Here is a 22,158-nt window from a genome sequence, read left to right as displayed (position 1 = left end):
TGCTAATTAATTAAAAAGTTCGTCAAATGTAAAAACCTGATCAAGACGTACGCCTTTTTCAGTGTGTTTTACGGTAATAATTTGATTATGAGCATCATGCTCTAAAAATAAATAATAGTTTTGGTCTGCAGCTGCGTTTAGAAATTTTTCCTTTTCCGGAAGTGTTAGCAATGGTCGTGTATCATATCCCATTACAAAAGGAATCGGTAAATGTCCTGCAGTTGGCAATAGATCTGCCATAAAAACAACCGTTTTGTCTTGATATTTGATATGTGGAATCATTTGCTTTTCGGTATGCCCATCTGCAAAGAAGATGCCGAAATCTAATTCGTTGGTTTCAGAATAATCTCCGGCGGGATCTTTTACAAATTGTAATTGGCCGCTTTCCTGCATTGGTAAGATGTTTTCTGTAAGAAAGGAAGCTTGTTCTCTTCGGTTTGGTACTGTTGCCCATTGCCAATGCCGTTCGTTACTCCAAAACTTCGCATTTTTAAATGCAGGTTCATAGCCTGTTCGGTCTTTATTCCACTGAACACTTCCGCCGCAATGGTCAAAATGTAAGTGTGTCATAAAAACATCTGTAATATCATCACGATGAAATCCGTGTTTTGCCAACGATTTGTCTAAGGTATGATCGCCCCAAGGGAAATAATAGCCAAAAAACTTATCACTTTGCTTATTACCCATACCTGTGTCGATAAGGGTAAGTCTGTCACCATTTTCAATAAGGAGACACCGCGCAGCAATATCGATCATATTATTTGCATCGGCGGGATTGGTTCTTGACCAAAGCGTTTTGGGAACCACACCAAACATGGCACCACCGTCTAGTTTAAAATTACCAGCTTCAATAGGATATAGTTGCATAAGCCTGCAAATTACAAAAACACAGTAGATAGTTGATATATGTTAAGAATTTATTAAGAGTAATCTGTTTTTTGGGGTTTCTTCGGAAGTAGATTTATACAAAAAAGAGGTGATTTTTTAGACAACTGCAATTTCTCTCTGTACAATGACTTCCCGCAGGCGCCTTCCGAAGTCATATAATGCCTTGATCTCCTTAACTCCAGCAATACGCTCTTTATCAAAAACTAGCAATGCTGTGCCGTTTGATTCGACATGATAATACGGGTTACTTTCAAAAAAACGCACCAGATCATCGTGAAAAAAGGCTTGAATTTCCGTTTCATTTTCTCCAAGAAGGTAAAAACGTTTACTGAAATCGGTATGGTTGGCAATAGGAATATCTTTAAAACCTGCAAAAGCGTAGACGCGTTCAAGAAAACCTTCGCGATCTAAGGTAAATGCGGGAATTTCTTCGTCTAATTTCATATGAAGCATAGTTGTATGTACATTTTCCTTGGCTATAAATTCTCCTTCAGAATAATCTACATCAAACATTTTAAAGGTGTTTTCTGTATTGAATAACCGATTGTAAACATTGTCAATATGTTTGATACTGAAGTATTTAAATGAATCTAAAAAATGTGCATTCTGTGCGCTTTCGGCCTCATAATGCATATTGTATTTAGCGGCAATTTCTTTTAAGGTGCCTTGTCTTTTTGTTAAATTTTTAGTGAGAAGACCAAGTCCGGGTATAAGTCGGCGTAGCGCAAAAGGATGCTCACTTTTTGTATCATGGAGGTCTAAGCCAATCAATTCAAAGTGACCGCCACGTTTTAGAAAAACTTCCTGATAACCATGAAGATTTTCCATCACGGTATGATCTACAAAATGGCAGAGTGAGAAATCTAACACAACATCTTCTGTTTCGGGAATGGCTTGCAGTTTTTGTTTAAGTCTGAAGTAATTTAAAAACGTACAAAAATGTTTTACACTGATATAATAATTTCCCTTGGCATTATCTTCATGATACATAAGAACGTTGGGCTTGAGAATATTCTTCAGAAAAAAAGAAACCCCTTTATTTATAAAGGCATGTATCAATAAGGTTACCAGTACTCCTGCCACGATCCCCGTGATGATATCAACAAAAAGGGTGACAAAAAGGGTGGTAAAAAAGATGAGTAATTGTTCTTTTCCTACTGAAAAGATCTTCCGAACTAATTTCGGGGAAGCTAATTTGTAGCCCGTATAAACTAATATTGCCATTAAGGCTGGCAACGGAATTCGCGTAAGTTGTGTTGCAAAAAGGACGATAAAAATAACAAGAAATACGGCATGTGAAAAGTTGGCCGATCTGTTGGTGCCGCCATTATTGGCATTTACCGAACTTCTAGCAATTACGGTCACAACATTAAGACCTCCTAAAAATCCGCTCCCTACGGTCGCGAGTCCTAGCGCTTTTAAATCACGATTCACATTACTTCGTCGTTTTTGTGGGTCTAATTGATCTACGGCTTTAATACTTAAAAGAGATTCAATACTTGAAACCAAGGTTATGGCAATCACACTTGTCCAAAAGGGCATTCCAAAGAACGAAGAAAAATTTGGAGTTGGAATTTGAGAAACGATCTCACCGGCGGTTGGAATTCCAGAAAGCATATATGCCGGTGCAATGGGGTTAGGCATTTTTAAAACAAGTTCGTAATAATAGCTAAAGCCAATAGAAAGTAAAACGAGCCACATGGGCGCAGGAATGAGTTGAAAATATTTGTTTCGCACTTTTGAGTGCAAGATCATAATTGTAAGCGAAATGATTCCGGCAAAGGCAGCATAGAGCAGCCCCATATTCTCGTAATTGAAGATTCCACTAATGGTTTCGGGTATAGCTAAGAGGTAGTCAAAACTATTATCAAAGGTTAACTTGTTAGCAAGCATGATATGAAATTGCTTTCCGAGGATAATAAGACCAATAGCCGCTAACATTCCTTGAATGGCCGAAGAAGGGAAAAAATCGGCTAGCGCGCCCATACGAAGTAACCCTAAGATCATAAGCAATACGCCAGAGCATATAATGGCAGCATAAGCTCCTTCGAGTCCTAGCGTGGTGATAGCCACTAAAAGGACGCCTACGAGTCCGTTTCCAGGCCCTGTAATTGTAATATGACTTCCTCCTAGAATTGAAACTACGATTCCACCTACCACGGCGGCAATGATTCCTGCAATGGGAGGAGCTTCACTTGCCATGGCCAAACCTAAGCCAAGCGGAAGCGCAACAAGGCTGACTACAAATCCAGAGAAGATATTCTTCGGAAGTGCTTTAAAAAAGCTTTTGGAGGTGTCTTTTTTTGGACTCATTGAATAATTAATAGGTCTGTTGGCAGTTCAGAAAGAATATATTCGATATCATGAGGAAAAATACGATCCCAAAAGCCCGTTTTTTCGGGAGCGTTCATCACGAGAAGATCGGCACGTGCAACGAGTGCGTAGTGTCCAATAGAATATCCTCGTTTTCCGAAGATAGGTTGCATATTGACACTTATATTTTTTTGCTGTATTTCAGGGATAGCGTCTAATAGCTTCCGAATACGCGAATCTTCACGTCTTCGAAGCTTTTCTTTTTTTAAGGTAGCCTTCCGAAGGGATTTGTCATCATTAATTGCAATAGCAACCTCTTGTTGTTTAATTTCTTCTACAATGGTAATTTTTTCACTTTCAAGGGCATGTGCCACAAAAAAGGCCGCAGCAATAGCCTCTTTGGTCTTTTCGTGTTCAAGGCCGTTTACCACCACATGTTTACACGGAACGCGCTCTATAGAAGGATTGATAAGTAATAATACTGAACATGGGGCTTTACGTGTAATTTTTCGTGCTATCGAGCCTATGTAATATTTAAGAAACTTCTCTCTTTTTAAAGCTCCAAGAATAAGAAGGTCGATATTTTTGGCCGCTACGGTTTGGAGGATTGCGTTCACAGGTTCTCCTGTGTTAAAAACGACCTCAAAAGTGAGTCCTTGTGATTGAAACGGCGCAAGAATTTCTTTAAATTTTGCTTCTTTTTCTTCGGAAGGATCGCCAATATGGATCAAGATAAGCTTACAACCATACATCAGGGTGAGTCTGGCCGATTCGTATAAGTTTGCTTTGAGGTTAGGGGAAAAAGTAACACCGATCCCAACGGTTTTAAATTTTTGTTGTTCCAAAAACAGCAGCTTTGATGAATTGGGAATATACTATTTTTTTGGCGCTTTCAAAGAGTGAGGGCGTATTGCTTTGCTAATAATATTTTCCCAATTATTTCTACGGGATACTGTATATTTATATTTTCACACCAAAATCAATCAATGTTAGAGCTTGCAGGGATTATTATTTTAGGAATATTAGCACAATGGGTTGCCTGGAAATTTAAAATCCCGGCTATTTTACCACTTATATTAATCGGTTTGTTTGTAGGGCCCATCTCAACCTTAATTTCTGATGATGGAACACAATGGATTCAGCCTATTTGGAATACTGAGAAAGGATTTTTCCCCGGAGAGAGTCTGTTCTATTTTGTCTCCTTAGCGATTGGAATTATTCTTTTTGAGGGCGGACTCACCTTAAAAATGGGTGAAATTAAAAAAGTTGGGGGCGTTATCGGTAAACTGATTAGCTTAGGTTCGCTGATCACTTTTTTTGCGTCTGGAGCGGCTGCACATTATATTTTTGGGCTGTCTTGGAGTATTTCTTTTTTGTTTTCGGCACTTATCATTGTTACAGGACCTACTGTAATTACGCCTATTCTTCGGAACATTCCCTTAAAAAAAGATATCTCGGCGGTACTTAAATGGGAGGGTATTCTAATTGATCCCATTGGTGCGTTAGCGGCAGTTTTGGTTTTTGGTTTTATCAGTGTTGAAGACTCAGATGGTTATACCAAACACGCACTCTTGGAGTTTGGAAAAATTGTAGTGATAGGGTTTGCATTCGGATTGGCAGGCGGATTTGCGATGTATCAAGCGGTAAAAAGGAAGGTAATTCCGCATTATCTATTAAACGTAGTATCACTTTCTATGGTGCTGCTCATTTTTGTTTTAAGCGATTTGTTTGCGCATGAATCTGGACTACTTTCCGTAGTTGTTATGGGAATGTTCCTAGGAAATAGTGACTTGCCGAATTTAAAAGAACTGCTTTATTTTAAGGAGTCATTAAGCGTTTTACTTATATCCATTCTGTTTATTTTGCTTTCGGCAAACATTAGCCTTGAAGATCTACAGTTAGTTGCAAACTACAAAACGGCAATTCTTTTTGCGCTAATTATTTTTATAGTACGACCCATTGGTGTATTTCTCAGTACAGCCGGCTCAGGGCTTAAGACCAATGAAAAATTGTTTATTAGTTGGGTGGGCCCACGCGGAATTGTAGCAGCCGGTATTGCTTCTCTCTTCGGAACAAAGCTCGTTGAAAAAGGAGTACCAGGCGCCGAATATATTACGCCTTTGGTATTTGGGCTGGTTTTGATCACGGTACTTTTAAATGCCACCACTGCACGTCTTTTTGCGTCTTTGGTTGGTGTTTTTCTGAAAAAATCGGAAGGAATTATGATCGTAGGAGGTTCGCGGGTATCGCGATTAATTGCCTCTTATTTACAAAAGAATGATCGCCATGTAGTTTTAGTTGACTCAAACCGGTTGAATATTGAAAAGGCGAAAGAGTTAGGCATTGATGCAATTAATGCGAATATTTATAGCGACGACCTAACCGATAACATCGAATTAAGTGATGTTGGGTATTTGTTGGCCTTGACAGGTAATGATGAAATTAACCGACAAGCAATAAGTCGTTTTGGAAAGCAATTTGGGGAGAATGGAACCTTTCGTTTAATGACTTCGGAAGAAATGCTGAAAAAAGAACCATTTGATCCGAAGGAAGTATTTAGCAATACCCATGACTATATTCGATTTACCGAAGTTGCTCGTGCTTATCCTTCCATTCAGGAAATAGAAGTAAGTGATAATGATATGTTTTTTAGGGTTTTAAATCTGATTCAAGAAAATCATGATGCTATTCCGCTTTTTATGAAAACCCCTGATGGAACAATAGAGCTTCTCGACACACTATTTGAACTAGATATTGCCTCCGGCACTAGCATTGCGTATTTAGGCAAGCCAATGGACTTTGAAGATGTGGTTACTGCTACGCGTGAAGATGAAGAAACTTCTCAAGATAAAATATGACAGCTAAATGAGCGTTAATAAAAACCAAATCAAATCGAATGAAAATAGCTAAAATTATCTTGATAGGTTGCCTTGTATTGTTTTTGTCTTGTAAAAAGGACGATGACCGCAGCTGTACAACCTGTCAGTCTGATCAAACAGCTTCGTTTGAATTATGTCGCGAAAGTAATGGAAATGCATCAGTAAACGGCTCTAATACAGGGACCGATTACGATGTCTACCTTGCCAATTTGAGAGATGTTGGGACAACCTGTGGCGGAATTTAGACGTTAAGAAAACCGATTTAGCGCTTCTAATATTTTTTCTCATCTTTGCCGCCGAACATAAAACAAACAACATGAAAAAATTATTTTTAAGCGTATTAGTATTAGGTTTAATGGCAACTGTGTCTTGTAATAAAGACGATGATTCAAAAAGCGACGACGACGGATGTCAAACCTGTGCTTCTTACGAGATTGAAGTTAACGGTCAAACAACCACAGTACCTGCGGTAGAAGTTTGCGAATTAGCAAATGGAAACGCTGAGGTAATGGGGCAAGATACAACGGTTGAATTTTCTACGTATATCGCTGCTCTTGAGCAATTGACTACTTGTAATTAAGAAGATCTTATTGACACAAAAAAGCCCCGCAATTATTGCGGGGCTTTTTTATTTAATCATTTAGCTTTAATACAGCCATAAATGCTTCTTGTGGAATTTCTACATTACCTACTTGACGCATACGTTTCTTTCCTTTTTTCTGCTTTTCTAACAGCTTACGTTTTCGGGAAATATCACCACCATAACATTTGGCAGTAACGTCTTTTCGTAGCGCTTTTACCGTCTCCCGCGAAATGATCTTTGCGCCAATGGCAGCTTGTATAGGAATGTCAAATTGTTGTCGTGGGATTAGCTGTCTCAGCTTTTCACACATTTTCTTTCCAATATCATAGGCATTATCTTGGTGTAACAAGGCTGAAAGTGCATCTACGATATTTCCGTTAAGCAGCACATCAACCCGTACAAGCTTAGATTCTCTCATTCCTATAGGCGAGTAGTCAAACGAAGCATACCCTTTAGAAACCGTCTTTAAACGGTCATAGAAGTCGAATACAATTTCGGCTAGTGGCATATCAAATGATAGCTCCACACGTTCGGTAGTAAGGTAAGTTTGATGCGTGATCTGACCGCGTTTTTCTATACATAACGACATCACAGGACCCACAAAATCGGCTTTTGTGATAATGGTCGCTTTAATATACGGCTCCTCCATACGGTTTAAGCGCGATGGATCGGGCAAATCACTTGGGTTGTTTACAAGGATCAACTCATCCGGATTTTTGTTGGTAAAAGCGTGGTATGATACGTTAGGCACCGTGGTAATAACCGTCATGTCAAATTCACGCTCTAAACGTTCTTGGATAATTTCGAGGTGTAGCATTCCGAGGAAACCACAACGAAAACCAAATCCTAGAGCGGCAGAACTTTCAGGTATAAAAACCAAAGATGCATCATTAAGTTGCAGTTTTTCCATCGAAGCTCGAAGTTCTTCGTAATCTTCGGTGTCTACTGGATAAATTCCCGCAAAAACCATTGGTTTAACGTCTTCGAACCCTTCAATCATATTGGTTGTTGGGTGTTTGGCATCGGTAATTGTATCACCTACTTTTACTTCTTTTGCCTCTTTAATACCCGTAATAAGGTAGCCTACATCTCCCGTTTTTATAACTTGCTTTGGCGTTTGTTTTAGGTTGAGGGTTCCTACTTCATCGGCGTAGTAGTTTTTCCCTGTCGCCATAAACTTAATATGTTGGCCTTTTTTAATTTCACCGTTTAAAACTCTAAAATAGGTTTCAACACCTCGAAACGGGTTGTAAACCGAGTCAAAAATTAGTGCCTGCAACGATTCTTCGGCAACTCCTGTTGGGGCTGGAACACGCTCAATAATAGCACGTAAGATTTCTTCAATACCAATACCGGTTTTGGCACTTGCTGGAATTACTTCCTCACGGATACAACCTAAAAGATCTACAATATCGTCTGTAACTTCTTCAGGATTAGCCGAAGGAAGATCTACTTTATTAAGGACAGGAATAATTTCTAAATCATTCTCTAAGGCGAGGTATAAATTAGAAATAGTTTGTGCCTGAATACTCTGTGCCGCGTCTACTACAAGTAATGCACCTTCGCAAGCAGCAATAGACCGCGAGACCTCATACGAGAAATCTACGTGACCAGGAGTGTCAATAAGATTGAGAATATAGTCTTCTCCATCCAATGTATAATTCATTTGAATGGCATGACTCTTTATGGTAATACCACGTTCGCGCTCCAAGTCCATAGAATCTAATAATTGGGCTTGCTGCTCGCGTGCTGTAACCGAACCAGTTGCGTCCAACAAACGGTCTGCCAGGGTGCTTTTTCCGTGGTCAATATGTGCAATAATGCAAAAATTGCGAATGTTCTTCATAGGGCGTTTCCAATGGAAAATTAATGTCATTTAAGCTTAAAAAATTAAGCTATTAAACGAAATGCAAATATAGCGTAAAAAGTCGCGTTTTCATGTATTAAGACCATGATCACCTAAAAATGAGAAAGAAACCTTTCAATATTACATTTTTTATCTCTACTTTGTCGTTACACAGACGCCACCCACCCATAGCGATTGTACATTTAACAAACTAAACAAAACAGTAAATCAACTTTTAATTCATGAGAAAGGTTTTCTCTTTGATGCTACTTCTCAGCACAATGGCTCTTACTGCGCAACACAATTCTGTGCGGGGGATGCTTATTGATAGTATTGGGAATCCTATTGCCTTTGCAAATATTCTCGCTTATGAAACGGATAATGACGACCCCATTTCTGGAGCAACTTCAAATGATGATGGCAGCTTTGTTATTTCGAAGCTCGAAGACAAAAAATATGTAATTAGTTTTAGTTTTATTGGTTTTCAAACGAGAACAATAGCGGTTAACCTTCCTTCCGAAGAAAACGTAGGAACCGTTACTTTAGAGACCGATACTCAAGTTTTAGATGAAACTCTTATCGTTTTAGAACGGCCTACTTTAATAAAGGAATCTGGAAAATTAGTCTTTAACGTTGAAAACACATCACTTTCCTCAGGAACTACCCTCAACTTATTGCAACGCACGCCAGGAGTGTTGGTTGTTCAGAACAGAATCTCTGTTCAAAATATGGCTCCAACCATTTATATTAATGATAAACGGGTGTATCTGTCTCCTGCCGAGGTGACGTCTTTGCTGAATAATTTGGACGCAGGTGTGGTAAAAGCAATTGAGGTCATAACCAATACGTCTTCCAAGTATGACGCTGAGGCCGGAACTGTTTTGAATATCATTACAACCAAAGCTATTTCAGTAGGATATAAAGCATCTGTAAGTGGTAGATGGGAACAAGCTGTATTTCCGAAGTATAACTTCACCACCTCACATTTCTATAAAAATGACTGGATCAATCTCTACGGAAGCATAAGTACGAGTCCTAGAAAAGAGAACAAAGATCAGGAAGATTTTATACAATTTTTTCAGCCAGACGGCAGTACAAAATCCATTTGGGAGAGCGATTTTAAACGGATCACAAGGTCAAATGCACATCAGTTAAACATTATATCTGATTTTACATTAAGTGAAAGAAATAGTTTACATCTAACCATGACTGGCCTTATCTCTCCAGACAAATCGTTTCGAAATACGGTCTTTACAGAAATGTTTAATGCGCAACAAGTCTTAGATTCTACTTTTGCTACCAAAAGTGATTTAGAAAATGATTCTTCTAATCTGTCGTTCAATCTTGAGCATACCTGGAAGATCGCTCCAGAAAAGACAACTTTAAAGACAGCGGTAAATTTTATTCGCTATGACCACGAGCAAATTCAAACAGTAGATACGCAATATGAATTGCCAGATGGGAGTCCGCTGACCAGAAATCAGTTTTTTACTGATTCAAGTCAGGACACCAAAATTTTTACGGGTCAAATGGATGCTACCACACCTTTAAAAAAGTATACCCTAGAAGCGGGAGCAAAGTTTTCAACCATTCATACAGATAGTAAGTTAGATTTTTTTGACACCGATACCGGAATACAACAATTTAATACCGAGCTTTCTGATGAGTTTCTCTATAAAGAAATAATTTTTGCGAACTACATCAACCTGAGTCGAAATTGGGAAGCATGGCAGTTTAGTGCGGGGCTACGCAGTGAATATACCGATGTTGAGGGTGATTCAAGAAATTTGGGGCTACTTAACACGCAATCTTATTTTGAACTCTTTCCGTCCGTGAACGTACAACACGATCTGAATGAAAACCACAAAATTGGTCTTACGTATGCGCGTAGGGTGGAGCGACCTCGATATCAAAGCCTAAATCCGTTTAAATATTTTTTAAACGAAAATAATTTTAACGGCGGAAATCCAAATTTAAGGCCCTCTATCGAAAACAAAGTTGCATTGAGTTACACCTATAAGAATACCTGGTTTTTTGAATTGTATTATCAAGTTTTTGACAATGCATTAAGTGTTCTTACCTTTCAAGATAACGAGAATAACACTTTACGAAATATAGATGCCAACCTGATCACCGATTTTCAATATAGCTTTGACGCCATTTATGCCTCTGCAATAGAAGATTGGTGGTACCTAAGTGTTGTGACCTCTACTTTTTATTTAGAGAACGAGTTTCTTTCCGAAGAAAGTGCATTACCGACCTATTCAAATGACACCTTTGGTTTCTATAGCCAAGTATACAGCGGGTTTACACTTTCGAAGAAACAACAGATTAGCAGTGATATAACAGCTGTTTATCTTTCTAATCTTATCTATGGATCTTATGATTATACAAATCAGTTTAATCTCTCTCTCTCCTTTCGGAAGGCTTTATGGAATGATCGTGCAAGTATTTCACTGGGTGTAGATGACGTTTTTGACACATATAACATTCCGGTGCAATCAAAATACTACAACCAGAATAACCGCTATTTCTCTATGGCCGAATCGAGAATGTTTCGATTGGGTTTTAAATTTAACTTCGGAAATGCGCGTTTAAAAGACAACAACAGATCGATCAAGCCCGTTGAAGCCGAACGTTTACAATAGCTCGCTTTTTCTTAAAGAGCCTAAGCAACAATTTACGTATTTTTGCAATCAAATTACCTGTAGATAGGCAGCATATGGCTAAAATTGGAGATATAGATGTTGGGGAATTTCCCTTATTACTCGCACCCATGGAGGACGTGAGCGATCCACCGTTTCGTGCCCTTTGTAAAGAACAAGGCGCCGACGTGGTGTATACCGAGTTTATTTCTTCGGAAGGACTAATTCGCGATGCCGCCAAAAGCGTAATGAAGCTTGATATTTATGAAAAAGAACGGCCCGTAGGGATCCAGATCTTTGGTGCAGTACTAGATTCTATGCTAAAAAGTGTAGAAATCGTGGAAGCAAGTGGTCCAGATATTATTGATATTAACTTCGGATGTCCTGTAAAGAAAGTGGTATCAAAAGGGGCTGGTGCCGGAATTTTAAAAGATATCGACCTTATGGTTTCGTTAACTGAAGCCATGGTAAAGCACACAAAACTTCCTATTACGGTAAAAACACGTTTGGGCTGGGATCACGATTCGATAAAAATTGTTGAAGTTGCTGAGCGCTTGCAGGATGTAGGTTGTAAGGCGATTTCTATCCACGGAAGAACCCGAGCTCAAATGTATAAGGGAGATGCCGATTGGGCGCCCATTTCCGAAGTAAAAAACAATCAACGAATGCATATTCCGGTCTTTGGAAATGGTGACGTAAACACACCTGAACGAGCGATCGAAATGCGCGACAAATACGGTTTAGACGGTGCCATGATAGGGAGAGCTAGCATAGGGTACCCTTGGTTTTTTAAAGAAGTGAAACACTTTATGGAAACTGGGAAACACTGCGCACCACCAACCATGACAGAACGTGTTGAAGCTGCAAGAAGACATTTGCAAATGGCGATCGACTGGAAAGGTGAAACTCTAGGAGTTTTTGAAACCCGGCGTCATTATACCAATTATTTTAAAGGAATTCCTCACTTTAAAGACTACAGAATGAAGATGGTTACTAGTGATGATTCAGCCGATGTTTTTGCGGCTTTTGATGAAGTACTGGACAAATTTGAAGACTTTCAATTTGTTTAGCTCGCTTTTTTAAGCAAGTAGTTTTTCTCGTACCCTACTCGATGCTATTTTTGATGCTATTAGACCTAAAATGGTGATGGTAAAAAATACAACCAAAACATTCATCAGGTTTAGCGAAACGGGATATGCTAAAGTACTGGTAATGCGTACAAATGAAAACTTTAATTGACAGGCAACGGCGATAATCCCGAGTAGAATTCCTAAAAGTCCGCCAAGGGTTGTCATTAGCGTACCTTGTAGAAAGAAGACAGCTCTAATTTCTTGAATGGTCGCTCCCAAACTATACAGTGTCTTCATGTTTTTGCGTTTGTCAAGGATCATCATGATGATAGAACCGATCACATTAAAAAGCGCGATTATAAGTACAAGCGTGAAAATAAGATATACCGCAACATTTTCTGTATTTAGCATTTTATACAAAGCGTCATTCTGTTGAATCCGGTCTTTAATAATAATTTCTTCGGAAAAAAGATCTTTTAGAGAATCGCGAATCGCCTGTTCATCTGCATTTTGGGTTGTTTTTATCTCTATGGAAGAAACGGTGAGGCTATCCAGGAGAAGCAACCTGCGGGCAAAATCGATATCCGAAAACACATATTTACTGTCCAGATCTTCATTGACAGCGTAAATACCTGAAACTACTGCCCGCTCTTTGGTAAAAGCTTTAGACGGATCAAGAATTTGCCCTGACCCGGGTTTGGGAACTACAATATTTAATAGATCACCATAATCGCGAACACCCATAGATAAAGTTGCAGCGGTTCCTAAACCAACCACTACTTCATCTCGGTTGGGTTCAAACCACTCGGCATGGAACAAAATACTATCAATCGGGTTCACTTTTCCGAAGTTATTATCTACTCCTTTAATATATGCAATTTGTTGACCGCCCTTATATTGTAGAAATACGCGTTCTTCGATCACCTTAGAAAATGCGGCAACACCTTCTAGTTTATTGAGTTTTTCTTCGGAAGCAGCAGAAAAGTTAAGCGTTTTGCCGCTAGCTGGAAAAATTTTAAGATCACTATCAAATATATTGGTGTATTGAAGACTAAAATCTTTCAGTCCAGAAAATCCTGAAAGCACAATGAATAACGACATAGCGCCCACTACTACGCCAACCGCAGCAATACCAGTTATTACGTTAATCGCATTGTTACTGCTTTTCGAAAAAAGATACCGCTTCGCGATGTACAGCGGAAATTTCACTTAGTTTTTCCTTCTTTTGGGTAATAATTCGGGATCTTGAATAGGGTTTTCTTCTCCCTTAACGGCTTTTTCTATATTCTGAATGTATTCAAGCGAATCGTCATTATAAAAAGTAAGATCAGGCATTTTGCGAAGTTGATGCTTAGTACGTTGAGCGATTTGGTGTTTTATTTTAGGCTTTAATGTATTGAGTTCAGAAACAATGTCCTTAGCTCCTTTGGGAGGAAAAACGCTTACGTACACTTTGGCAATTGAAAGATCTACCGTGACATTCACTTTGGAAACAGAGATTATGATTCCTAATTGTCCGCTTTCACGCAGCATATTTTGTAGTACTTCAGCAAGATCATTTTGAAGTACTCCTGCTATCTTTTTTTGTCTATTGCTTTCTACCATAGTGCAAAAGTACTACAATAAATATAGTACAACACATAAGATACCCAGCGTATTTGTTATTTTTGAAGTCAAATGAAGAATATATGAATAAAATTGAGCATATCGGGATAGCAGTAAAGGATATTGAGACGGCAAACGCAGTCTATAAAAGTTTATTGGGTTATGAACACTATAAGACAGAAGAGGTGGCCAGTGAAGGGGTTACAACTTCGTTTTTTAAGTGTGGAGACAGCAAGATTGAACTTTTGGAAGCCATGCATAAAGACAGTCCTATTGCAAAGTTTATTGAAAAACGCGGTGAAGGGATTCACCATATAGCATTTGCTGTTGATGATATAATTGGTGAAATTGAACGTTTAAAAAAGGAAGGATTTGTGGTTCTTAATGAAACACCAAAAAATGGTGCGGACAATAAATTGGTCGCTTTTTTACATCCAAAATCGGCGCAAGGCGTATTAGTAGAACTCTGTCAAGAGAAGAGTGTAAGAGCGTAATAACCTAATATTAACGATAAAAAGTTTGTAATAGCGGCAAAGTGTTTATATTTGCAAACTAATTTTGGTTCCATCTCTACCTAATAAGTAACTAAGCAATTAGTAATTTTAACCGTGGTATAGACGAAAAAAATTAGAATAAGTTCTTAAAAAAGAATGCGGTCCCATAGCTCAGCTGGTTAGAGCATCTGACTCATAATCAGAGGGTCCTTGGTTCGAGCCCAAGTGGGACCACAAGTTTTTAACAAGGTTGGATTCTTGGTGAGTACAGGTTGAGGAAAGAAAACAAAACACCTCTTTATTGCGTAATTTATAACGCTAGTAGATGTTGAAGTTTCGAATGAAGTCGAGAGAATAGAATAGATTGAAATTTGAAGCCGATAACAATTTTTAGATACTATAGTCGTTTATAAGTTTTGGATAATTATAGAATTTTGTTTGTTGTTTAAAAAAAAATATTACTTTAGACCCTTAATATGCGACCCCAAATCGTAACTATATTCATTTCTATGCTAAGTTTGTTAAGTAGTTTTTCTGCTTCAGCACAGCTAACTAGTGGGGGAGATCCTCCGCCACCACCTACAATCCCCCCGCCCGAGTTGCCAATTGACAGTGCCATTATTTTACTACTAGTGTTGGGAGTTTTTTATGGAATATTTATTGCCATAAAAAGAGTACGTGCTACAGATAGCCCTGCATAAGCCTTTTTACATATTTCCCCACGACATCAAACTCTAAGTTTACTAGAGTACCTGTTTTGTAGGAGGAGAACCGCGTGTTTTTATAAGTGTAAGGGATAATTGCTACACTGAATACATCCTTTTTAGAATCAACCACAGTCAAACTAACGCCGTCTACGGTAATAGAACCTTTTTCTATTGTTAGGTTTCCTTGACTGGTATCATATTGAAATGTGAAGTACCAACTTCCATTAGCTTCCTTGATGTTTATACATGTTGCAGTTTGATCAACATGACCCTGAACGATGTGCCCGTCTAGTCGATCGCCCAATTTCATAGCGCGCTCCAAATTCACAATATCGCCTAGTTTCCAACTGGAAACATTGGTTTTTTCGATTGTCTCTTTAATGGCCGTTACTACATAAGCATTCGGTTTTAATTCAACCACGGTAAGACATACGCCATTATGTGAGACACTTTGGTCTATCTTGAGAGAGGGGGCAAGCGAGCTTTTTACTGTTATATGAAGGTTATCTCCCTCTTTTACGAGATCGTTAATTTCCCCAATAGCTTCAATAATTCCTGTAAACATGATTACAATTAGTTACATTTGTAGAGCAAAAATACGAATATAAGCAGAGAGCAAGCGCATGAGCAAAGAGAATAAAATAGTAGTTGGGATTTCAATTGGCGACTTAAACGGAATTGGCAGTGAAGTTGTGTTAAAAACATTCCAAGACACTAGAATGCTTGATTTGTGTACACCCGTGATTTTTGCTTCAGTCAAGACGATGTCATTTTTTAAAAAAGAATATCAATTAGATATTAATTTTCATGGCATAGATTCTCTTGACAAGATCCTTCCGAAGAAGATAAACGTGTTTAACGTTTGGAAAGAACCAGTAGCGATTGAATTTGGAAAAGAAGAGACTGCAATTGGAGCTTACGCGATCAAGTCCTTATCGGCTGCAGTAAAAGCGCTAAAGGAGAAAAAGATCGATGTTTTAGTTACGGCTCCTATTCACAAAGCAGCGGTTCAATCAGACGACTTTAAATTTCCTGGGCACACAGACTACCTTGCACAAGAATTAGAAGGAGATAGCATGATGTTGATGATTTCTGAAGGATTACGTGTAGGGCTACTTACAGATCATGTCCCGGTTAAAGACGTATCAAGCTATATTACCCGTGAATTGATTGAAAAGAAGATCAATACAGTGCATAAATCTATGATTCAAGATTTTGGAATTGTAAAACCGAAAATCGCTGTATTAGGAATAAACCCACATGTTGGCGATAATGGCGTTATTGGAACAGAGGATGACGCAATCTTAAAACCTACGCTAGATAACTTGAGAAACAACGGCAAACTAGTTTTTGGCCCATATGCAGCCGACAGCTTTTTTGGATCGGGAAATTATAAGAATTTTGATGTGATCATAGCGTCCTATCACGACCAAGGCTTGATTCCCTTTAAAACGCTTGCTTTTGGATCAGGTGTTAATTTTACAGCAGGACTAAGCGCTGTGCGCACTTCTCCAGATCACGGAACAGCTTTCGATGTGGCTGGTAAGAACGTGGCGAATGCAGATTCGTTTAAAGAAGCCATATACAGCGCAATTAGCATTTTTGAAAAGCGAGCTCAATACGCAGAAATATCAAAAAATCCGTTGCGGACGAATAGAAGAAAAACCTATTCAAAAAAGAACGAATAAAATAATTCCCTATTAAAATATTTTTTTATCTTTGCACCCGCCTTATTCGTAAGGTGGAGATGTATAATTGGTGTGAATATGAAAGAACTGAAAGAATTTACGATTCCATTTGTGGGATTAAAAATTGGAGAGCACCGGTTTGACTTCGAAATTGATAATACGTTCTTTGAGCATTTTGGGTATGACGAATTTAATGACGCAAGTATTAAACTCGATGTACTTTTGGATAAAAAAACGACACTTTTAGAATTCACCTTAACTTATAAAGGAACGGTGAATGTTAATTGTGACGTGACCAACGAACCTTATGATCAGGAAATTGACGGAAGTTACCATTTTATTGTAAAATTTGGCGACACCTTTAATGATGAAGAGGAAGATTTATTGACCATACCTCATGGAAGTTATGAGGTAAATATTCAACAGTATATTTATGAATCAATGGTGCTTAGTTTACCAAGTCGACGGATTCATCCTGGTGTTTTAGACGGCACCTTAGAAAGTGACATACTCGATAAACTCGAAGAATTAAGCCCAACAGGATCGAAGGATAACTCAGACGATGCTCAAAGCACAGATACAGATCCCCGATGGGATACTTTAAAGAAACTATTAACGGATAAATAAACAATAAGTAATGGCACATCCTAAAAGAAAAATCTCGAAAACAAGAAGAGATAAAAGAAGAACACATTACAAGGCTACAGCACCACAAATTGCTACAGACCCTACTACAGGAGAAGCACATTTGTATCACAGAGCACACTGGCACGAAGGTAAATTATACTACCGTGGTCAGATTGTAATTGATGCTGTCGAAGAAGTAGAAGCATAAGCCGCTTTTTAGCGTGCAAAATAGACTCTCACATTCCTGTGAGAGTTTTTTTGTTTTCTGATTTTTTCTATTTAATAAATATCAAAAAAGGTTAATTTTACGGCTATTTTGATTAAAATTTAGTACTTTTCAAGGCTTTTAAGGGCATTTCTGCCCTTTTTTGAATATAACATTCAATCTATGAGTACAATCACGGCAGCGATTACAGCTGTAGGAGGCTATGTTCCAGACTATGTTCTTACCAATCAAATTTTGGAGACCATGGTTGATACCAATGACGAGTGGATCACTTCACGAACTGGAATTAAAGAGCGTCATATCCTAAAAGATAAAGACAAAGGAACTTCCTATTTGGCCATTCAAGCAGCAAAGGATCTTCTTAAAAAAAGCAATACAGACCCGAGGGATATTGATATGGTGATTATGGCAACAGCCACACCCGATATGCCTGTTGCGGCAACCGGCGTTTACGTAGCTACTGAGATTGGTGCCGTAAACGCTTTTTCATATGATCTTGTCGCTGCATGTTCTAGTTTTCTCTTCGGAATGTCAACTGCAGCACGCTATATTGAGTCTGGAAAATACAAAAAAGTACTGCTATTAGGTGCCGATAAAATGTCTTCAATCATAGACTATGAAGACCGAGCAACATGCATCATCTTTGGAGATGGTGGTGGAGCTGTTTTATTTGAGCCCAATACCGAAGGCTATGGCGTAAAAGATGAATATTTACGCACCGATGGAATAGGAAGACAAAGTCTTAAGATCGATGCAGGAGGTTCTATTTTACCAGCTTCAGCAGAAACAGTTGCTAATAAACAACATTATGTTTTTCAAGACGGAAAAACGGTTTTCAAATTTGCAGTTTCTAATATGGCCGACGTGAGTGGAAAGATCATGGAGCGAAACAATCTTACTTCAAATGATATCGCTTGGCTTGTACCACATCAGGCAAACAAACGTATTATTGATGCTACCGCAAAGCGAATGAATCTTCCGGAAGAAAAAGTCATGGTCAACATCCATAAATACGGAAATACTACATCGGCAACACTTCCACTTTGCCTTTGTGATTACGAAAAACAATTAAAAAAAGGAGATAACCTCGTTTTTGCCTCCTTTGGAGGTGGATTCACTTGGGGTGCTGTATATGTAAAATGGGCATACGACAGCGAATAATACTACTAAACATCAGCTTAAAACCTAAAAGACAATGGAGTTAAAAGACATTCAAAATTTAATCAAGTTTGTGGCTAAATCTGGAGCCAGTGAAGTAAAACTGGAGATGGAAGATATTAAGATCACCATCAAAACCGGACATGATGAAAAAGGGGAAACAACCTATATTCACCAAATGCCAGCAATGACTGCGGCACCACAACAAATGCAGGCTGCACCTGCCGCCGAAAGCACAGCTCCCGCTGCACAAACAGCTGCCGCTAGTGAAGAGTCAAAATTTATTACTGTTAAGTCTCCAATTATTGGAACATTCTATCGTAAACCTTCTCCAGACAAACCTATGTTTGTAGAAGTGGGCGATACAATTGGCACAGGCGATGTGCTTTGCGTGATCGAAGCCATGAAACTTTTTAACGAGATCGAAAGTGAAATTTCAGGAAAAATCGTAAAAGTCCTTGTGGATGATTCTTCCCCTGTAGAATTTGACCAGCCACTTTTCTTGGTTGATCCTTCGTAAGTTCAAACCAACAACAGTCCGATATTCTGTCATGATTCTTCATGATTGAATTTTTGGGTTTTGAAATTTCAAAAACTATGTTCAAAAAAATATTAATTGCGAATAGGGGTGAAATTGCACTACGTGTAATTCGAACCTGTAGAGAAATGGGAATCAAATCGGTTGCCGTTTATTCAAAGGCTGATGAAGAAAGTCTGCATGTAAAATTTGCTGATGAAGCAGTATGTATTGGTTCTGCTCCAAGTAGTGAGAGCTATCTAAAGATGTCTAATATTATTGCTGCTGCCGAGATCACCAATGCTGATGCAATACATCCTGGATACGGATTTCTTTCTGAAAACGCCAAGTTTTCTAAGATCTGTGAAGAGCACAATATTAAATTTATTGGGGCTTCTCCAGACATGATCGATAGAATGGGAGATAAGGCCATGGCCAAAAGCACCATGATCGAAGCGGGTGTGCCGGTTGTTCCAGGGAGTGAAGGCGTGATCCCAGATTTTAAAACATGTAAGAAAGTAGCCAAAGAAACTGGATACCCCGTGATGCTTAAAGCAAGTGCTGGTGGTGGTGGAAAAGGAATGCGTGCTGTATATAAAGCTGAAGATCTTCAAGACGCGTGGGATTCTGCCCGTCAAGAAAGTAAAGCTGCCTTCGGAAATGACGATATGTACATGGAAAAACTCATCGAAGAGCCAAGACATATTGAAATACAAATTGTTGGAGATAGTACGGGAAGAGCTTGTCATCTTAGCGAGCGTGATTGTTCTATTCAAAGACGTCATCAGAAGTTGACCGAAGAAACTCCGAGTCCGTTTATGACCGATAAACTTCGGAATGATATGGGGCTAGCCGCTGTAAAAGCAGCCGAATATATTAAATACGAAGGTGCTGGAACCGTAGAATTTTTGGTCGATAAGCATCGAAATTTCTACTTTATGGAAATGAATACACGTATTCAGGTAGAGCATCCAATTACCGAACAGGTGATCGATTTCGACTTGATCCGTGAGCAGATCATGGTAGCAGCAGGAATTCCTATTTCAGGAAAGAACTACTTACCAAAACTACACTCCATCGAATGTAGAATCAACGCTGAAGATCCTTACAATGGCTTTAGACCTTCGCCAGGAAAAATCACCGTTTTACATGCGCCAGGCGGGCACGGTGTACGTCTTGACACACATGTGTATGCGGGATACTCTATTCCTCCAAACTACGATTCAATGATCGCAAAACTTATTACTACGGCCCAAACACGGGAAGAAGCAATAAGCAAAATGAAACGTGCCTTAGACGAGTTTGTCATCGAAGGAATTAAAACAACTATTCCGTTCCACCGTCAGTTGATGGATCATCCAGACTATGTTGCTGGTAATTACACCACGGCATTTATGAACACTTGGCAAATGAATGAGCCAGAGGAAGAATAGTAATTAGCATGTTACACTGCTAAGAATTTTATTAAAAAATCCAGAATCAAAGTCGATTCTGGATTTTTTAATTCTGGTAATTTGTATCTTCCAGTATGCTAAAATATTTTGACATACTCATGCTAATCTCGGCAATACCGCTATTTGTATTCTTGGTTGACGGCTTTTACAAAAAGAAGATGAATACAGCAATCAACTATATAATTCTATTTATAGTGATAGCTGCTATTACTGGGTTCTTGATCCTATATTTTAAACTGTATTTTGCGCTTGCGATTCCAGTCATTTTGATTGGTCTTATCGTATTTTTCAGAAAAAAACATCGTGTATGAATTTCTCCTATTGGGAACGTAAAACGTGGCTAACAGACGTTGATTTTGCTATTATTGGTAGTGGCATTGTAGGGCTTACTTGTGCATTGACACTTCGCGAGAAGCATCCCAAAGCCAATATAGTTGTGTTGGAACGAGGTATACTCCCTAGTGGAGCAAGTACTAAAAATGCTGGTTTTGCTTGCTTCGGAAGTATTTCTGAAATTTTAGAGGATCTCGCCCATCATTCGGAAGCCGAAGTGATTCAGTTGGTGGAAGCACGTGTTGACGGACTTAAACGGCTTCGCAGTTTTGTAGGAGATGCGACCTTAGATTATCAGGAACATGGTGGCTACGAACTTTTTTCAGAAAAAGACAGCGAATTGTATTCGGAATGCTCGTCCAAGATACCTTATGTCAACCAACTATTGAAACCTGTTTTTGGAACGGATGTTTTTACTGAAAGAAAAAATAGTTTCGGGTTTGGGAACATTCATTCCAATTTGATCCATAATCGTTTTGAAGGACAAATAGACACAGGAAAAATGATGTTCGGGTTGCTTCAGAAAGCTTCCGAAGCCAATATCAAAATATTGAATAGTGTAGAAATAACGGGTATTTCCAAAGGAAATGAAAGTGCTATACTTTCCACAAATATTTCCGAAGAGATCAGTGCCAAAAACGTTTTTATTGCCACTAACGGATTTGCAAAGCAATTTTTATCGCTAGATGTTGTGCCAGCACGCGCACAGGTTTTGATCACCAAACCCATTGCTAATTTGCCTTTGGAAGGAACGTTCCATTTGGATAAAGGCTATTATTATTTTAGAAATATTCACGATCGTGTGCTTTTTGGCGGCGGAAGAAATCTTGACTTTAAAACTGAAGAAACAACCCAAATGGGCCTCACCGAATTAGTTCAAGATCAGCTTGAGGAAGTGCTTCGCACAACAATACTTCCCAACACACCGTTTGAAATTGACATGCGATGGAGCGGGATAATGGGCGTTGGACAACAAAAGAAGCCAATTGTGAAAGAAGTAATGCCTCGGGTTTATTGTGGCGTACGTTTAGGAGGAATGGGCGTTGCCATTGGCAGTACTATAGGAAAAGAGCTTGCACATCTAATCGATTGAATCTAAAAAAACGTTTCGACTAAAGAAATGTA

At 38.8% G+C, this 22,158-nt stretch carries 21 protein-coding genes and 1 tRNA gene; 15 read left to right on the top strand and 7 right to left on the bottom strand.

Going from position 1 to position 22,158, the window contains the following annotated elements:
• Window positions 1–6: 6 nt before the first annotated feature.
• The 3 genes from ACY2RU_RS12010 to ACY2RU_RS12000 all read right to left on the bottom strand — a co-directional run bounded on the left by ACY2RU_RS12010 (window position 7) and on the right by ACY2RU_RS12000 (window position 4,046).
• Entirely contained in the window at window positions 7–867 is an 861-nt protein-coding gene (locus ACY2RU_RS12010; protein ID WP_490138704.1) for an MBL fold metallo-hydrolase, read from the bottom strand.
• Between the two features lie 117 nt (window positions 868–984).
• Window positions 985–3,201: a SulP family inorganic anion transporter gene (locus ACY2RU_RS12005; protein WP_490138703.1), complete on the bottom strand. Its 2,217-nt coding sequence runs from the start codon at window positions 3,199–3,201 to the stop codon at window positions 985–987.
• Complete coding sequence (locus tag ACY2RU_RS12000) at window positions 3,198–4,046, bottom strand: universal stress protein (RefSeq protein ID WP_490138702.1); 849 nt, start codon at window positions 4,044–4,046, stop codon at window positions 3,198–3,200. The genes ACY2RU_RS12005 and ACY2RU_RS12000 overlap by 4 nt, the downstream gene beginning before the upstream one ends.
• Window positions 4,047–4,187: 141 nt before the next feature.
• Here ACY2RU_RS12000 and ACY2RU_RS11995 point away from each other — a divergent pair, with 141 nt between their 5' ends.
• The 3 genes from ACY2RU_RS11995 (at window position 4,188) to ACY2RU_RS11985 (ending at window position 6,660) form a co-directional block, all read left to right on the top strand.
• Window positions 4,188–6,059, top strand: a complete 1,872-nt coding sequence (locus tag ACY2RU_RS11995) for a cation:proton antiporter (protein WP_490138701.1) — start codon at window positions 4,188–4,190, stop codon at window positions 6,057–6,059.
• A gap of 38 nt (window positions 6,060–6,097) precedes the next feature.
• On the top strand, window positions 6,098–6,325 hold the full coding sequence (locus tag ACY2RU_RS11990; protein WP_490138700.1) for a hypothetical protein: 228 nt from the start codon (window positions 6,098–6,100) through the stop codon (window positions 6,323–6,325).
• 71 nt (window positions 6,326–6,396) lie between these two features.
• Window positions 6,397–6,660, top strand: coding sequence for a hypothetical protein (locus ACY2RU_RS11985; RefSeq protein WP_490138699.1), 264 nt, complete (start codon window positions 6,397–6,399; stop codon window positions 6,658–6,660).
• A gap of 52 nt (window positions 6,661–6,712) precedes the next feature.
• On the opposite strand, the gene lepA is transcribed toward ACY2RU_RS11985, so the two are convergent.
• Window positions 6,713–8,509, bottom strand: a complete 1,797-nt coding sequence (gene lepA / locus ACY2RU_RS11980) for a translation elongation factor 4 (protein ID WP_490138852.1) — start codon at window positions 8,507–8,509, stop codon at window positions 6,713–6,715.
• A gap of 242 nt (window positions 8,510–8,751) precedes the next feature.
• Between lepA and ACY2RU_RS11975 the strand changes: the two genes are divergently transcribed.
• Window positions 8,752–11,157, top strand: coding sequence for an outer membrane beta-barrel family protein (locus tag ACY2RU_RS11975; protein ID WP_490138698.1), 2,406 nt, complete (start codon window positions 8,752–8,754; stop codon window positions 11,155–11,157).
• 74 nt (window positions 11,158–11,231) lie between these two features.
• A complete protein-coding gene (dusB, locus tag ACY2RU_RS11970; protein ID WP_490138697.1) occupies window positions 11,232–12,224 on the top strand; it encodes a tRNA dihydrouridine synthase DusB in 993 nt (330 codons plus the stop codon).
• A gap of 9 nt (window positions 12,225–12,233) precedes the next feature.
• On the opposite strand, the gene ACY2RU_RS11965 is transcribed toward dusB, so the two are convergent.
• Entirely contained in the window at window positions 12,234–13,433 is a 1,200-nt protein-coding gene (locus ACY2RU_RS11965) for an ABC transporter permease (protein WP_490138696.1), read from the bottom strand.
• Entirely contained in the window at window positions 13,434–13,829 is a 396-nt protein-coding gene (gene rbfA, locus ACY2RU_RS11960; RefSeq protein WP_490138695.1) for a 30S ribosome-binding factor RbfA, read from the bottom strand.
• Window positions 13,830–13,912: 83 nt separating this feature from the next.
• Between rbfA and mce the strand changes: the two genes are divergently transcribed.
• From mce to ACY2RU_RS11945, 3 genes are all read left to right on the top strand, one after another.
• Window positions 13,913–14,323 (top strand): methylmalonyl-CoA epimerase, encoded by a 411-nt coding sequence (gene mce, locus ACY2RU_RS11955; protein WP_490138694.1) that lies wholly within the window; start codon window positions 13,913–13,915, stop codon window positions 14,321–14,323.
• Window positions 14,324–14,483: 160 nt separating this feature from the next.
• Window positions 14,484–14,557, top strand: a tRNA-Ile gene (locus tag ACY2RU_RS11950).
• Between the two features lie 242 nt (window positions 14,558–14,799).
• Window positions 14,800–15,024, top strand: coding sequence for a hypothetical protein (locus tag ACY2RU_RS11945; protein WP_490138693.1), 225 nt, complete (start codon window positions 14,800–14,802; stop codon window positions 15,022–15,024).
• Here the strand turns inward: ACY2RU_RS11945 and ACY2RU_RS11940 are convergent.
• The gene (locus tag ACY2RU_RS11940) at window positions 15,005–15,595 is read right to left on the bottom strand and encodes a riboflavin synthase (RefSeq protein WP_490138692.1); all 591 of its coding nucleotides are present in this window, start codon (window positions 15,593–15,595) and stop codon (window positions 15,005–15,007) included. The genes ACY2RU_RS11945 and ACY2RU_RS11940 overlap by 20 nt on opposite strands.
• A 58-nt stretch (window positions 15,596–15,653) precedes the next feature.
• On the opposite strand from ACY2RU_RS11940, the gene pdxA reads away from it, so the two are divergent.
• From pdxA to ACY2RU_RS11905, 7 genes are all read left to right on the top strand, one after another.
• Window positions 15,654–16,718: a 4-hydroxythreonine-4-phosphate dehydrogenase PdxA gene (gene pdxA / locus ACY2RU_RS11935; protein ID WP_490138691.1), complete on the top strand. Its 1,065-nt coding sequence runs from the start codon at window positions 15,654–15,656 to the stop codon at window positions 16,716–16,718.
• A gap of 78 nt (window positions 16,719–16,796) precedes the next feature.
• Window positions 16,797–17,345: a YceD family protein gene (locus ACY2RU_RS11930; protein ID WP_490138690.1), complete on the top strand. Its 549-nt coding sequence runs from the start codon at window positions 16,797–16,799 to the stop codon at window positions 17,343–17,345.
• A 10-nt stretch (window positions 17,346–17,355) separates the two neighbouring features.
• Window positions 17,356–17,553 (top strand): 50S ribosomal protein L32, encoded by a 198-nt coding sequence (gene rpmF / locus ACY2RU_RS11925; protein ID WP_116694094.1) that lies wholly within the window; start codon window positions 17,356–17,358, stop codon window positions 17,551–17,553.
• 180 nt (window positions 17,554–17,733) lie between these two features.
• Window positions 17,734–18,732 (top strand): beta-ketoacyl-ACP synthase III, encoded by a 999-nt coding sequence (locus ACY2RU_RS11920; RefSeq protein WP_490138689.1) that lies wholly within the window; start codon window positions 17,734–17,736, stop codon window positions 18,730–18,732.
• Window positions 18,733–18,766: 34 nt separating this feature from the next.
• Window positions 18,767–19,249, top strand: a complete 483-nt coding sequence (gene accB, locus ACY2RU_RS11915) for an acetyl-CoA carboxylase biotin carboxyl carrier protein (RefSeq protein WP_490138688.1) — start codon at window positions 18,767–18,769, stop codon at window positions 19,247–19,249.
• A gap of 77 nt (window positions 19,250–19,326) precedes the next feature.
• Complete coding sequence (gene accC / locus ACY2RU_RS11910) at window positions 19,327–20,679, top strand: acetyl-CoA carboxylase biotin carboxylase subunit (RefSeq protein ID WP_490138687.1); 1,353 nt, start codon at window positions 19,327–19,329, stop codon at window positions 20,677–20,679.
• Window positions 20,680–21,007: 328 nt separating this feature from the next.
• Window positions 21,008–22,126, top strand: a complete 1,119-nt coding sequence (locus ACY2RU_RS11905; protein WP_490138686.1) for an NAD(P)/FAD-dependent oxidoreductase — start codon at window positions 21,008–21,010, stop codon at window positions 22,124–22,126.
• Window positions 22,127–22,158: the final 32 nt, after the last annotated feature.

The organism is Ulvibacter sp. 2305UL32-6 (assembly GCF_058148545.1).
The sequence above is the reverse complement of the archived record's forward strand: the minus strand, read 5'-3'. Positions and strand labels throughout refer to the sequence as shown.

Excerpts from the sequence above, each read along its gene's own strand:
- ACY2RU_RS11905 (WP_490138686.1), top strand. The coding sequence starts at position 21,008 with ATGAATTTCTCCTATTGGGAACGTAAAACGTGGCTAACAGACGTTGAT.
- rbfA (WP_490138695.1), bottom strand. The coding sequence starts at position 13,829 with ATGGTAGAAAGCAATAGACAAAAAAAGATAGCAGGAGTACTTCAAAAT.
- ACY2RU_RS11940 (WP_490138692.1), bottom strand. The coding sequence starts at position 15,595 with ATGTTTACAGGAATTATTGAAGCTATTGGGGAAATTAACGATCTCGTA.
- accB (WP_490138688.1), top strand. The coding sequence starts at position 18,767 with ATGGAGTTAAAAGACATTCAAAATTTAATCAAGTTTGTGGCTAAATCT.
- ACY2RU_RS12010 (WP_490138704.1), bottom strand. The coding sequence starts at position 867 with ATGCAACTATATCCTATTGAAGCTGGTAATTTTAAACTAGACGGTGGT.
- ACY2RU_RS12005 (WP_490138703.1), bottom strand. The coding sequence starts at position 3,201 with ATGAGTCCAAAAAAAGACACCTCCAAAAGCTTTTTTAAAGCACTTCCG.
- lepA (WP_490138852.1), bottom strand. The coding sequence starts at position 8,509 with ATGAAGAACATTCGCAATTTTTGCATTATTGCACATATTGACCACGGA.
- dusB (WP_490138697.1), top strand. The coding sequence starts at position 11,232 with ATGGCTAAAATTGGAGATATAGATGTTGGGGAATTTCCCTTATTACTC.
- accC (WP_490138687.1), top strand. The coding sequence starts at position 19,327 with ATGTTCAAAAAAATATTAATTGCGAATAGGGGTGAAATTGCACTACGT.
- ACY2RU_RS11975 (WP_490138698.1), top strand. The coding sequence starts at position 8,752 with ATGAGAAAGGTTTTCTCTTTGATGCTACTTCTCAGCACAATGGCTCTT.
- ACY2RU_RS11985 (WP_490138699.1), top strand. The coding sequence starts at position 6,397 with ATGAAAAAATTATTTTTAAGCGTATTAGTATTAGGTTTAATGGCAACT.
- ACY2RU_RS11920 (WP_490138689.1), top strand. The coding sequence starts at position 17,734 with ATGAGTACAATCACGGCAGCGATTACAGCTGTAGGAGGCTATGTTCCA.
- mce (WP_490138694.1), top strand. The coding sequence starts at position 13,913 with ATGAATAAAATTGAGCATATCGGGATAGCAGTAAAGGATATTGAGACG.
- ACY2RU_RS11995 (WP_490138701.1), top strand. The coding sequence starts at position 4,188 with ATGTTAGAGCTTGCAGGGATTATTATTTTAGGAATATTAGCACAATGG.
- pdxA (WP_490138691.1), top strand. The coding sequence starts at position 15,654 with ATGAGCAAAGAGAATAAAATAGTAGTTGGGATTTCAATTGGCGACTTA.
- ACY2RU_RS11930 (WP_490138690.1), top strand. The coding sequence starts at position 16,797 with ATGAAAGAACTGAAAGAATTTACGATTCCATTTGTGGGATTAAAAATT.
- rpmF (WP_116694094.1), top strand. The coding sequence starts at position 17,356 with ATGGCACATCCTAAAAGAAAAATCTCGAAAACAAGAAGAGATAAAAGA.
- ACY2RU_RS11945 (WP_490138693.1), top strand. The coding sequence starts at position 14,800 with ATGCGACCCCAAATCGTAACTATATTCATTTCTATGCTAAGTTTGTTA.
- ACY2RU_RS11990 (WP_490138700.1), top strand. The coding sequence starts at position 6,098 with ATGAAAATAGCTAAAATTATCTTGATAGGTTGCCTTGTATTGTTTTTG.